Here is a 13,396-nt window from a genome sequence, read left to right as displayed (position 1 = left end):
AGATGGAGAAGAACAAGATAGACCGCCGCGAATTTCTGAAGACGCTGGGACTTGGTGCGGCCGCCACGACGGCTGCCCTTTACGGATGTGCGCCGAAGAGCGGCAGCGGCACCTCCGCCCCGCAGGGCGAGGTCCCGACCGACCGGATGACCTGTCGCACCAGTTCGTCGACGGGCGACCGGGTCTCGCTGCTGGGTTACGGATGCATGCGCTGGCCGCTGCTCGAGACTCCGGCCGCCGACGGCAACCCGATCGATCAGGAGACGGTCAACACGCTGGTCGACTACGCGCTGGCCCACGGGGTCAACTATTTCGATACGGCGCCCGTCTACCTGCAGGGATTTTCCGAACGTTCGACGGGCATTGCTCTCAAGCGTCATCCGCGCGAGAGTTATTTCGTGGCTACGAAGATGTCGAACTTTTCGAATCCCACGCGCGAAAACTCGCTGGCCATGTACCGGCAGTCGTTCAGCGAGCTGCAGGTCGACTATCTGGACTACTACCTGCTGCACTCGCTGGGCGGCAAGGGAATCGAGACCTTCCGGCAGCGCTTCATCGACAACGGCGTGCTGAAGTTCCTGCAGGGCGAGCGTGCCGCGGGACGCATCCGCAATCTGGGTTGGTCGTTCCACGGTTCGAAGGAGCTGTTCGAACACATGATGGCGATGCACGACAGCGGCGAAGCCCATTGGGACTTTGTCCAGATCCAGATGAACTATGTCGACTGGCGCCACGCCTCGGGTCGCAACCTCAATGCCGACTACCTCTACGGCGAACTGGAGAAGCGCAACATTCCGGTCGTCATCATGGAGCCGCTGCTCGGCGGGCGTCTTTCGCGGTTGACCGACCACCTGGTCGCCCGTCTCAAGGAGCAGCGTCCGACGCAGAGTGCCGCATCGTGGGCCTTCCGCTTTGCGGGCTCCTATCCGAAGGTGCTTACGGTGCTGAGCGGCATGACCTACATGGAGCATCTGCAGGACAATATCCGCACCTATTCGCCGCTCGAGGAGCTGACCGAGGCCGAATATGCGCTGCTCGAGGAGACGGCCCGCGATCTGCTCCGGTATCCGATGGTTCCCTGCACCGACTGCCAGTACTGCATGCCCTGCCCCTACGGGCTGAATATCCCGGCCATCTTCGCCCATTATAACAAGTGTATCAACGAGGGCAACGTGCCCAAGAGCGCGCAGGATCCCGATTACCGACGGGCCCGGCGGGCCTTTCTGATCGGTTACGACCGTTCGGTGCCGCGGCTGCGTCAGGCCAGCCACTGCATCGGCTGCCGGCAGTGCGTGTCACACTGTCCGCAGACGATCGACATCCCGCAGCAGCTGCACCGCATCGACCATTTTGTCGAGCAGCTCCGGCAGAACAAGCTCTGATTCCCGGAGTCTCTGTTCGTCCGGGCGCAATTCCCGATCCCCAATCCCGACCGAGAGGATCTCGGCCGGGATTTTTGGGGTCCGTCGTCGGGCCGATTTTTTATCCTATGTTAATTTTTCCGCAGGCGGAAGCCCCTATCTTTGTGATCCGAAAACGGAACCTATGAAAGACAGTATCGATTTCGCACGGATGGACATCCCGCAGTTGTTCCGGCGTCTGCTGATCCCGACGGTGCTGGGGATGGTCTTCTCGGTCGCCTTCGTCATCACGGACGGCATCTTCGTCGGCCACGGCATCGGCAGCGACGCTCTGGCGGCGGTCAACATCACCTCGCCGCTCTTCCTCATCAGCACGGGGGTCGGTCTGATGTTCGGTGTCGGGGCGTCGGTCGTGGCGTCGATCCACCTTTCGCACGGCAAGCTCCGCACGGCCCGTATCAACATCACGCAGGCCGTCGTCGTCTCGACGCTGCTGTTGGCCCTCTACAGCCTCGTGATTTCGCTCTTTATGCCCGAGGTGGCGCGGTTGCTGGGCAGTTCCGAGCGGCTGCTGCCGCTGGCTGTCGAGTACATGCGCTGGTTTGTGCCGTTCCTGCCCTTCAGCGCGCTGCTGAGCTCCGGGATGTTCTTCATCCGTCTGGACGGCTCGCCCAACTATGCCATGTTTTGCAACGTCGTGCCGGCCGTCATCAACATCGTGCTGGACTACGTCTTCATCTTCGTCTGCGGCTGGGGCATGCTGGGGGCGGCACTGGCCACGAGTCTGGGGTATGTCGTCGGGGCGGTGATGATTGTCGTCTACCTGAGCCGGCGCCGCTGCCGGGTTCGCTTCTGCCGCGTGAAGACAAGCCGCAAAAGCCTGCGCCTGACGCGTCGCAACGTCGGCTACATGTGTCGGCTGGGGCTGTCGAGCTTCCTCTGCGAGGCGGCCATCGCCACGATGATGTTCTCGGGCAACTACGTCTTCATCCGCTATCTGGGCGAGGACGGTGTGGCGGCCTTCAGCATCGCCTGCTACTTCTTCCCGATCATCTTCATGGTCAACAACGCCATCGGACAGTCGGCCCAGCCCATCCTGAGCTATAACTTCGGCGCCGGGAATCCCGACCGGGTCCGCAGGGCCTTCCACCTGGCGCTGGCTACGGCCGTCGGGTTCGGAGCGTGTGTCTTTCTTGCAACGGCGCTGGCCAGCCGCTGGATCGCGGCGATGTTCATCTCGCCGGAATATCCCGCCTACAGAATAGCCGTCGAGGGGCTTCCGCTCTTTGCCGCCGGATTTGTCTTCTTTGCCGTCAACATCGTCTCGATCATCTATTTCCAGAGTGTCGAGCGACCGCGTCCGGCTATGGCCCTCACGCTGTTGCGCGGCTTCGTCTTTCAGATGGGATGCTTTTTCGGGCTGCCGCATGTGGCCGGTATCCCGGGCATCTGGCTGGCCGTACCGCTCTCCGAGGTGCTCACCTTCTGTGTGGTCGTGGCCATCTACGCACGCCGTCCGAAACATCGGGCCGCATAGAAGTGTCACTTCGCATGCGGTTTTGTCGAGCCAGCGGCTTGTCTTCGCGCCGCAGTTTTCCTATCTTTGCGGTATGAATCGTAACGGCAAGGCGCAATGACACCCTTTCTCGAAAAATTCAGCCGGAAATATCGCCTTCCGATCCCGGCCTGCGAAGCGCTACTCGGCCGCATGGAGCGCCGCGAGTTTCGCAAGGGCGAGTGCATTGTGCGTCAGGGCGAGCGCAACGGCGATTTCTACCTGGTGAGCCGCGGCGTCTGGCTCGGCCACTATCTGCACGAAGGGAACGACATTGCGCTGTGGTTTGCCGGGGAGGGCGAGGCGATCTTCTCGACGCGCAGTTATGTCGACGACCGTCCCTCGTCGATCACTATCGAGGCGATGTGCGATGCCGAACTCTATGCCCTTCCGCGTCGGGAGCTGGAACTGTTTTTCGGCGAGTCGGTCGAGGCGGCCAATTTCGGACGGCGCCTGTTCGAGGTGCAGTTTCTCGATCTGGAGAACTGGCTGCTGGCCGCCGGCGGTGCCCCGCGGGCCGAAGAGCGTTACAGGGCTCTGATGGAGGAGAATCCCGAACTGCTGCGCGTCGTGCCGCTCAAACACATCGCCTCCTATCTCTGGATCACGCCCCAGTCGCTGAGCCGCATCCGCGCCCGGCTCCATCGCAGGAAGCCGTAGCCGGATGGATGCCGGCGTCGCTTCGGATCCCTTCACACAGGCATACGAAAAGACCTCCGACCCACAAGTCGGAGGTTTTTTCGTGTTTTCGTGGGGGCTGATTTCCGTAGGGGGCTGATTCGCATCGGTTCGCAGGGATCTTTGCGGCATCGGAGCGGTGTCGGGCAGCTGCGGCTTATCCCCTCCTGCTCCACCCTCCCGGAGATCTATTCCCTTCCGGAGGTTTCCGTGGCGGTTGCAGCGTCATCCGCGGCGGCCGCAGCCTGCTCTCGGAAGGCCGTGCGGTCGACATTCCAACCGCCGCCCAGCGCCTTGTAGAGCTCGACCAGCGCCAGGTGTTCGTTGCGCACGGCGTTGCTCTCCTCGATCTGCGCGTCGAAGAACTTCCGCTGGGCGTCCAGCACGTCGATGTAGCGGATCACCCCGTTGATATACTGCAGCTTGGCCAGTACGACATACTGCCGGGCCGCCTCGCGCAGGTTGTACTTCAACTCGGCCGTGCGGCGCATGTTGCGGTAGGCCACCACGGCGTCGTTCACCTCCTGAAAAACCTCCAGTACCTTCTGTTCATAGCCCAGCCGCGCCTGGTCGTAGGCCGCCAGCGCTGCGCGGTACTTCGCCCGCTTGGTGCCGAAGGCAAAGAGCGGCGCCGTGAGATTGGCGGCCATGTAGGTGAAGGGCGATTCGAGCAGCCCCTTGAAGTGGCCGTTCTCCACACCGCCCGTCAGCGTGAAGGTCAGCCGCGGGAAGCGGTCGGCATAGGCAATGCCCACGCCCGCCATCGCCGCGCGCAGTTGCTGCTCGGACTGCCGCACGTCGGGCCGCCGCTGCAGCAGCGTCGACGAGAGTCCGATGGGCAGCGCTTCGGGCATCACGACATTCAGATCCAGTTTGGCCCGTTCGACCCGGTCGGGGAATCCTCCGGCCAGTACCGAGATCTGGTTCTCCTTCTGGGCGATCTGCAGCTCGAGGTTCGGAATCAGCGCCGAGGCGCTCGCCAGCTCGACCTTCGCCTGCTGGTAGTTCGTCTCGGAGGTCAGACCCCCTTCGAAACGCAGCCGCGCCTGTTCGACACTCTCCTCGCGGGTCTCCACCGTACGGTGGACGATCTGCAACTCGTTGTCCAGCGCCACCAGCTCGAAGTAGGCCGTGGCCACCTCGGCCACCAGCGCCATCTGCAGCGCCCGGGCCCCCTCGACCGAGGCCAGATACTCGGCCGCACCCTTGCGTTTGGCCCACCGCAGGCTCCCCCACAGGTCGGCCTCCCAGCTCAGACGCGCCTTGATGCCGATTTCGGGATCGTTCGAGAACTTCGTGTCGGCATAGTCGTTCGTCTCGCGGTTGGCATAGGCCATCCCGTCGACCGACGGCAGACGCGCGGCCTTGCTCACGCGGTAGAGCTCCTCGAGCTGGCGCACGCGGGCGTCGGCCGACTGCAGGCTGCGGTTGTGTTCGAGCGTGCGTTCGATCAGCCGGCAGAGCGTCGGGTCGGAGTAGATCTCCCACCAGTTGCGGTCGCTGATCGAGAGTGAATCCCGCTCTCCGGCGACGATCTCTTCGGGAACCTCCAGATCGGGCGACTTGCACTTCTTCTGCACCGAACAGCCGGCGGCCGTCGTCAGCAGCCATCCGCACAGGAGGATATATAAGGTAGTTCGTTTCATCGTTTCGACCATTTTTCTTTCACTTTGTAAACCCAGACGAAGAACAACGGCACGAAGACGATGCCGACCGTGATGGCCACCAGCATGCCGAAGAAGACGCCCGTACCGATTCCCTGGCGGCTGGCCGACCCCGGACCGCTGGCGAACACGAGCGGCAGCATGCCCAGAATGAAGGCCAGCGAGGTCATGACGATGGGCCGGAAACGCAGGTGCGCGGCCTGGATGACGGCCGACAACGTGTCGCGACCCTTCTCGACCTCCTCCTTGGCGAATTCGACGATCAGGATGGCGTTCTTGGCCACCAGACCCACCAGCATCACCAGACCGATCTGGAAGTAGATGTTGTTCTCCAGTCCGCAGGCCCAGTTTCCGAGGTAGGCGCCGATGCCGGCGATGGGCAGCGAGAGGATCACCGCCACGGGGATCAGCCAGCTCTCGTACTGCGCCGCCAGGAAGAGGAAGACGAAGAGGAAGGCCAGCCCCAGTACGTAGCCCGTCTGCCCGCTGACGTGCTTTTCCTGATACGAGAGGCCGCTCCACTCGATGCCGATCGTCGTGGGCAGATGACGCCGGGCGATCTGTTCGAGGATGGCCATCGCCTGTCCCGAACTGTAGCCCTGGGCCGCTTCGCCCGAGATGGTGGCCGAGTTGAACATGTTGAAGCGGCGGATCGTACCCGGTCCCGTGGTGTAGGAGGTCGTGCCGAGGGCCGTGATCGGGATCATGGCCTTGTCGGCACCCCGCACGAAGAACAGTCCGAGGTTCTCACGCTGGGCGCGGTACGGGGCCTCGGCCTGGATGTAGACGCGGTAGATGCGGTTGAACATGTTGAAGTCGTTGACGTAGACCGACCCGGTGAAGGTCTTCACCGTCGAGAAGATGTCGGCCATCGGAACGCCCAGCATCTGGGCCTTGTCGCGGTCGACGTCGAAGTAGAGCTGCGGAATGTCGTTCTGCATCGACGACGAGAGCCCGGTGAGCTCCTTGCGCTGCGAGGCGTAGTGCAGCAACGTGTCGACGGCCCGCTGCAGGTCGTTGTACGAGGCGTCGCCGCGGGCTTCGAGCACCATCTCGAAACCGCCCGAGGCGCCCAGTCCCGGGATGACGGGCGGCGTCGAGAGGTAGGCCTTGCTCTCCGGATAGCGCTCCAGCTCCTTCCGCACGTCACTCATCACCTCGCGGATATCCGAACTCTTGCGCTCCTCCCACGGCTTGAGGATCACGGTCAGCTGGCTGCGCGACTGGTTCGTCCCCACGCGCGGGCTCGAACCCGTGACGTTGAGCACGTACTCCACGTCGGGCAGCGACATCAGGTATGCCATGGCCCGGTCGGTGACCTTGCGCGTGCGTTCGAGCGTAGCCCCCTCGGGGAGCTCCAGTTCGACGGTGAAGTAGCCCTGGTCCTCCTGGGGCATGAAGCTCTGCGGCACGACCTTGTTCAGCAGCCACAGCGCCACGAGTGTCAGCCCGAAGAGGGCGAGCATCCGCTTCGAGTGGCGCACGCCGCCGCGGATCATCTTCTCGTAGAACTTGTTGCCGCGAGCCAGCCAGAGGTTGATGCGGCGGAACAGGCGGTTTTTCTTCTTGCCCGAATCGGGCCGCAGGATCAGGGCGCAGAGGGCCGGCGAGAGGGTCAGGGCCACGAACGTCGAGATCAGCACCGAAACGGCGATCGTGATGGTGAACTGCCGGTACAACTGTCCGGTGATGCCCGACAGGAAGCTCACCGGCACGAATACGGCGCACAGAACGAGCGACGTGGCGATGATGGCGCTGCCCAGCCCATTCATGGCCTTTTTGGTGGCCTCGTAGGGCGACAGCCCCTCCTCGTCCATCGTGCGTTCGACGGCCTCGACCACCACGATGGCATCGTCGACGACGATACCGATGGCCAGGATCAGACCCAGCAGCGTCATCATGTTGAGCGAGAAGCCGAAGACGAGCATCACGCCGAACGTACCGATCAGCGAGATCGGTACGGCGATCGTCGGGATCAGCGTGGCCCGCCAGTTCTGCAGCGAGAGGAAGACTACGAGGATCACCAGCAGCAGCGCCTCGATGAGCGTATGGTAGACCTCCTTGATCGACTGCGAGATGTAATCCGTCATGTCGAAGGGGATCTCATAGGAGATACCCTCGGGGAAGTTGCGGCTGATCTCCTCCATGGTCTGCTTGACGCGCTGGGCTACCTCCATGGCGTTTGCGCCCGGCAGCATGTTGACGTTCATCACGGCGGCATTTCCGCCGTTGATCCCGCTCTCGGTGTTGTACGAAGCGGCTTCGAGCGAGACGCGGGCCACGTCGCGCAGGCGGATGAGCGAGCCGTCGGGGTTGGCGCGGATGACGATCTCCTCGAACTGCCCGACGGACGAGAGACGTCCCTGGGCGATGATCGGCGTGGTGACGTCGAGATCCGTGATGGGCTGCTGGCCCAGCACACCGGCGGCCGATTCGCGGTTCTGGTCCTTGAGGGCCTTCTGCAGGTCCTGGACCGTGAGTCCGAGGTTGGCCAGACGGTCGGGCTGCACCCAGATCTGCATGGCGTAGTAGCGGCTGCCGACGTTCGAGACGCTGCCGACACCCGGCACGCGCCGCAACATGTCCAGCACGTTCAGCGTGGCGTAGTTCGAGAGGTAGATTTCGTCGAATTTCGGGTCGTTCGACAGCAGCGTGACGGTCATCAGGCGGCTCGAGGCCTGTTTCTCGACCGAGATGCCGTTCTGCACGACCTCGGCCGGCAGACGCGCCTCGGCCTGCTTGACGCGGTTCTGGATCTCGACGGCGGCCAGGTCGGCATCGGTGTCGATGTCGAAGGTCACCGTGGCGGTGAAACTTCCCGAGTTGGAGTTCGTCGACTCCATGTAGAGCATGCCGGGCGTACCGTTCAGCTCCTGTTCGATCGGGGTGGCGACGGCCTGCGTGACGGTCTGGGCGCTGGCGCCCGGGTACGACGCCGAGATCTTGACCACCGGCGGCACGATGTGCGGATACTGGTCGACGGGCAGCAGCACCAGTCCCAGCAGACCCACGATGACGATGACGATCGAGATGACGGTCGAGAATATCGGCCGGTCAATGAAGAAATCGGATTTCATGTGCGGATCAGTTTTCGGGATTCGACACTTCGTCCTTGGCCGTCTCCCTGACCGGAGCGACGGGTTCGACCTTGTCGCCGTGGGTGAGTTTGTGGAATCCCTCGGTGACGATCTTCTCGCCCGGCACCACGCCGCGTTCGACGATCACGCGGTTGCCCAGTTCGGGCCCCAGTTCGACCATGCGGCGTTCGGCCACGCTGTCGGGGCGCACCACGAAGATATAGGCGCCGCCCTTCTCGATGACCACCGACTTGGTGGGGATTACCATGGCGTCCTCCCGCACGTCCAGCAGCAACCGCACCTTGGTGAACTGTCCCGGGAGCAGGATCCGGTCGGGGTTGGCCATTTCGGCACGCACCGAGAAGGTTCCGGTTTCGGGATCGACCTGCGGATCGGCGAAGTCGACCAGTCCGGGCAGCGGATAGGGCGTGTTGTCGGGGAGTGTGATGGTGACGTAGGGGTTCCACTTGCGGGTGGTATCCTTCTGACCGATATTGACGTTGCGGGCCTTGCTTCTCAGGTAGTCGAGGCCCGTCATGCTGAAGTCGACGCGTACGGTGTCGCTCTTGACGACCGTTGCCAGCAGCGACTTGCCGTTCGGGCTGACGAGCGTACCGATGTCGACGCTGCGTTCGGAGATGTAGCCCGAGATGGGCGAACTGACCGTGGTGTAGCTCAGGGCGGTTTCGGCCTGCGTGAGGTCGGCCTCGCTCATGGCCACGGCGGCCGTGGCGCTCTCGTACGAGGCGACGGCATTGTCCAGGTCGAGCTGGCTGGCGGCATTCTGCTCGTAGAGGGGCTGGATGCGCTGCAGGTCGCGTTCGGCCTTCTGGGCCATGGCCTTGTCCTTGTTCAGCTGGGCCCGGGCCTTGTTGACGCGGGCTTCGTAGACCTTGGGGTCGATGATGAAGAGCGGTTGTCCGCGGCGGACGTAGGTGCCCTCCTCGAAGAGCATCTTCTCGAGGAAGCCCTCGACGCGGGCACGGATTTCGACGAACTGCTGGGCGCGGATGCGTCCGACGTATTCGCCGTAGATTTCGATGTCGTCCGTCCGGACGGGCTCCACCTCGACGACGGGCAGAACGGGCTTGGGCGGTTCGGGGCGGAAGATCCACCAAACACCTCCGGCAATCAGGATGACGCCGAGGCCCAGAATTCCCCACGTCCGCTTGGAGAAGCGGCGGATGCGTCCGCCGGCTTGTTTGCCGAGTTGGAGCGTGCGGCGTCCGGCTTGGGTCGCCTGCTTTACGATTTTCTCGCGTGATAGTTCCATGTTCAATAAAGTTCCGGATGTTTGCCTGGTTTCCGGGAGCCTGCAAAGGTACGAACTTTTTCCATAGGAAACGGATTTTTCGGCCAAATATGATGTTTTGGAAGAACTTTTTCCGCTTTTGGCTCTTTTTGTCGTAAAGTTCGGACCGCAGAGGACGGGCCGGGGCATGACCCGGAGCGGGATATTGCCGGCCGGCGAGGAGGTGCGGCCGGCCATCAGGGGTGCGGACGATCGGCGGGAGGGTGTTACGGCAGCCCTACTCCTTGCCGGGAATGCCTCCCGGAAGCAGTGCGTGGCGGGCGAGAAAATCGTAGAACGGCTGTCGGTAGTTCTCCGAGATGGGGATCCGCTCCCGGTCGAAGAGAATCCGGTTGCGTTCGATCGTGTGGATCTTCGACGGCTGGACGATATACGAGCGGTGGACCCGGATGAAACGGTCGGCCGGAAGCTGCTCCTCGAGGCTCTTCAGACTCAGCAGCGAGACGACCGGATGGGCTTCGCCCTCGACGTGGATCTTCACGTAATCCTTCAGCCCTTCGATATAGAGGATTCTTTCGAGCGGAATCTGCTGCAGGCGATACTCCGTCTTGACGAAGAGGCTCTGCCGGAGATCGTCGCCGAACCTTCCGGCAGGTCCGGTCCCCTGTGTGGCTCTTTGACCGGATCCCTGTGCACCCTCTTGTCCGCCCCCTTGTACGGCAGGCGACTCCCCCGCTGCTCCCGCTGCTCCCGCTGCTCCGGCCGGTGCCGCGGTTCCGACGCTTTGCGACGCGTTGCCGCCGGATTCCGTTTCTGCCGCCGCCGAAAGGCCGGATGCCCCGGCCGGGCTCTCCGCTCCGGAATGCAGGGACTGTTCGGCGCGGCGTTTCAGATCGAACCACGCGAGCGCCTTGTTTGCCGCCGTCAGGAAGTCGTTATAGCTGATCGGCTTGAGCAGATAATCCATCGCCTGGACCCGGAACCCCTCGACGGCATACTGCGGAAAGGCCGTCGTGAAGATGACGCGCGTCTGCGCGGGCAGCATGCGCGAGAGCTCCATGCCGCTCAGACCGGGCATCTGGATGTCACAGAAGAGCAGGTCGACCGGCTGCCGGCGCAGGGCCGTGAAGGCCGCCGTGCCGCTCCCGCAGGAGCCGACGAGCTCCAGAAACGGGGTCTTCCGTACGTAACTCTCCATCAGTTCGACGGCCAGCGGCTCGTCGTCGATGACCATGCAGCGCAGTTTCCAGTTCATGATTCCGACAGATTGAGGCACAGCAGTGCCGTGTAGGCGTCGCCCGAACGTCCGTACTCGAAGGTGTATCGTCCCGCATAGAGCATCTCCAGCCGTCGGGAAAGATTTTTCAGTCCGATTCCCGAGCCGCTGCGGTCCGAGGCGCCCGATTTGGGAAAGTAGCTGTTCTTGATGCGGCAGATCAGCTGGTCGCCGATTTCGTGGATGTCGATTGAGATGTAGGAGGGGCGGTCGTTGTCGACGCCGTGCTTGAAGGCGTTCTCCACCAGCGAAATGAACAGCAGCGGTACCACGGGACGCTCGGACGGCGCGTCGGGCAGCGCAAGGAAGAGCTTCACGTGACGCGGCAGACGGATGCGCATCAACTCGATGTAGTCGCGCAGGAAGTTGATCTCCGCCGCCACGGGAACCGTCGGATGACTGCTGTCGTAGAGCACGTAGCGCAGCAGACGGCTCAGATCGTGGACGGCCTGCTGGGCGCGGTCGGTGTCGAGCTGGATGAGCGAGTAGATGTTGTTGAGCGTGTTGAAGAGGAAGTGGGGATTCAACTGGCTCTTGAGGTTCTGGAGCTCGGCCTGCGTATGGCTGTGTTCGAGCTCCTTGCGGGCTGCTTCGGCACGGTACCATCCGCTGGTCATGCGGATGGCCACGCCAACCCCCACCACCAGCAGGTAGAGGGTCAGGTTGCCCGCGAAGAAGCGTACCGTATGCTGCCAGGGGCGTGCCATCGGCGGATGATGCATGTCGGGCGGCAGTACGTAGCGGAAGAGCAGGTGGACCAGGATCATCACCACGGCGATGAACAGCAGGTTGTAGCCCGTAAAGCGGCCGAAGCGGCGTGTGGTCAGATAGCGGTCGATCAGCAGGAAATAGTTCGTGTAGAAGACCGCCATGAACGAGATCGGGACGAGCAGGAACCGTACGTATTGCGGTCCGTTCATCAGCGGCCGGTTGGGACCGGTCAGGAAGAGCGGCATACAGAAGATCACGGCCCAAACCGTGATATGGACCAGCCACCCGGTGAATTTCGATTGCGATGCGGTCATGGAACAAAGGTAATAAAAATTTCGGTCTGGCAGCGCCCGATTGCTGGTTCGGAAACCTCTCGGAGTCTCCTTCGCCCCTAAGGCCGGCTTCCTAAGCCGGGACCCGTCTAAGAGACGGGTTCTAGAGGCGAAAGGGCGTTGTCCGGTCTCTATAGGTCGTCTTCGCTTCCACCCATTCTACATAGTCTTTGGAACCGGCTTATTGAGCTGTCGGGAGCGTGGAATCGGTTCGGAACCCTCTCGGCGTATACGCAGCCCCTAAGACCGGCTTCTTAAGCCGGTTATTCGTAGCGGATGGCTTCGATCGGGTCGAGCATGGCGGCCTTCTGGGCCGGATACCACCCGAAGAAGACTCCCGTGAGGGTGCAGACCGCGAACGAGAGGAAGACACTCCACGGCTGGATGTAGATCGGGAAGGCGGCGATCAGATTCACCGCAATGGCGGCTCCGACGCCCACGATTACGCCGATCAGTCCGCCCGTAACGCTGATCAGAATCGATTCGATGAGGAATTGCGCCAGAATGTCTATCCCCTTGGCGCCGATCGACATGCGGAGGCCTATTTCACGTGTTCGTTCCGTTACCGAGACGTACATGATGTTCATGATGCCGATGCCGCCGACCAGGAGCGAGATGCCCGCCACGGCCGCCAGCAGAACGGTCATCATGTCGGTCGTCGAGGTGAGCATTGAGGCCATCTCCTGCTGCGAACGGATCGAGAAGTCGTCCTCGTCCGAGGGTTTCAGCCGGTGGTTTTCACGCAGGATCTCCGTGATTTCGTCGATGGCCTGGTCGGTGTAGGCCTCGGTCAGCGCCGAGCAGACGATCTCCTGCAGGTGGGTGATGGCCAGAATACGTTTCTGGACGGTTGTGTAGGGGGCGATGATCAGGTCGTCCTGATCCATGCCCATGCTGTTGTAGCCCTTGCTCTCCAGGACACCGACGATCCGGAACGGGATGGTCCCGAAGCGGATGACCTTGCCCACGGGATTCTCCCCGTTGGGGAAGAGTTCGTCGACCACGGTCTTCCCGACCAGGCAGACCTTCGCGGCGGTCTTGATGTCCTGCTCCGAGAAGGTGTCGCCGTCATCGACGCGGTAGCGGCGGATCTCCAGGTAGTCGAGATTCACGCCGTAGACCGTCGTCGGGGTGTTGTTCGATCCGTAGACGGCCTGTCCCGCGCTGTTGACCGACGGCGAGACGTAGGTCACGTAGCGCGTCTTGGTCTGGATGTCCTCCAGATCCTCCAACTTGAGCGACTCCATGTCGTCGGCGCTCAGCTGCACGCCGCCTCGGCGGTCGCCGCCCGGGTGGATCATGATCATGTTCGACCCCATTTCGCTGATCTCGGCCTGGATGCTGCGTTTCGAACCCTGGCCGATGGCCAGCATCGTGATCACGGACGCTACGCCGATGATGATGCCCAGCATCGTCAGAAATCCGCGCAGCTTGTTGTTGCTCAGTGCCTTGACGGCTATTTTGAAAAGATTCGCGAAGTTCATGGTCTG

At 62.5% G+C, this 13,396-nt stretch carries 9 protein-coding genes; 3 read left to right on the top strand and 6 right to left on the bottom strand.

Features of this window, described 5'->3' with window-relative positions:
* The first annotated feature begins 2 nt into the window (after positions 1 to 2).
* The 3 genes from B5G09_RS02820 to B5G09_RS02810 all read left to right on the top strand — a co-directional run bounded on the left by B5G09_RS02820 (position 3) and on the right by B5G09_RS02810 (position 3,576).
* Positions 3 to 1,382, top strand: a complete 1,380-nt coding sequence (locus B5G09_RS02820) for an aldo/keto reductase (RefSeq protein WP_087403960.1) — start codon at positions 3 to 5, stop codon at positions 1,380 to 1,382.
* Positions 1,383 to 1,545: 163 nt separating this feature from the next.
* On the top strand, positions 1,546 to 2,898 hold the full coding sequence (locus B5G09_RS02815) for an MATE family efflux transporter (RefSeq protein ID WP_087403959.1): 1,353 nt from the start codon (positions 1,546 to 1,548) through the stop codon (positions 2,896 to 2,898).
* A 96-nt stretch (positions 2,899 to 2,994) separates the two neighbouring features.
* A complete protein-coding gene (locus tag B5G09_RS02810; RefSeq protein WP_087403958.1) occupies positions 2,995 to 3,576 on the top strand; it encodes a Crp/Fnr family transcriptional regulator in 582 nt (193 codons plus the stop codon).
* A gap of 206 nt (positions 3,577 to 3,782) precedes the next feature.
* Here the strand turns inward: B5G09_RS02810 and B5G09_RS02805 are convergent, their stop codons facing one another.
* From B5G09_RS02805 to B5G09_RS02775, 6 genes are all read right to left on the bottom strand, one after another.
* Entirely contained in the window at positions 3,783 to 5,240 is a 1,458-nt protein-coding gene (locus B5G09_RS02805) for an efflux transporter outer membrane subunit (protein ID WP_087403957.1), read from the bottom strand.
* A complete protein-coding gene (locus B5G09_RS02800; RefSeq protein WP_087403956.1) occupies positions 5,237 to 8,335 on the bottom strand; it encodes a multidrug efflux RND transporter permease subunit in 3,099 nt (1,032 codons plus the stop codon). The genes B5G09_RS02805 and B5G09_RS02800 overlap by 4 nt, the downstream gene beginning before the upstream one ends.
* A gap of 7 nt (positions 8,336 to 8,342) precedes the next feature.
* Positions 8,343 to 9,608 (bottom strand): efflux RND transporter periplasmic adaptor subunit, encoded by a 1,266-nt coding sequence (locus tag B5G09_RS02795; protein ID WP_087403955.1) that lies wholly within the window; start codon positions 9,606 to 9,608, stop codon positions 8,343 to 8,345.
* A gap of 256 nt (positions 9,609 to 9,864) precedes the next feature.
* Entirely contained in the window at positions 9,865 to 10,842 is a 978-nt protein-coding gene (locus B5G09_RS14280) for a response regulator transcription factor (RefSeq protein WP_241147548.1), read from the bottom strand.
* Positions 10,839 to 11,888: a histidine kinase gene (locus B5G09_RS02780; protein WP_087309292.1), complete on the bottom strand. Its 1,050-nt coding sequence runs from the start codon at positions 11,886 to 11,888 to the stop codon at positions 10,839 to 10,841. Before B5G09_RS02780 ends, B5G09_RS14280 begins: the two co-directional genes overlap by 4 nt.
* 281 nt (positions 11,889 to 12,169) lie before the next feature.
* Positions 12,170 to 13,390 carry an ABC transporter permease gene (locus B5G09_RS02775; protein WP_087309293.1) on the bottom strand — a complete coding sequence of 407 codons (1,221 nt, stop codon included), beginning with the start codon at positions 13,388 to 13,390 and terminating at the stop codon, positions 12,170 to 12,172.
* Between the last annotated feature and the right edge of the window lie 6 nt (positions 13,391 to 13,396).

It is taken from the genome of Alistipes sp. An54 (genome assembly GCF_002159375.1).
GTDB classification, from domain to species: Bacteria; Bacteroidota; Bacteroidia; order Bacteroidales; family Rikenellaceae; genus Alistipes; species Alistipes megaguti.
The sequence above is the reverse complement of the archived record's forward strand: the minus strand, read 5'-3'. Positions and strand labels throughout refer to the sequence as shown.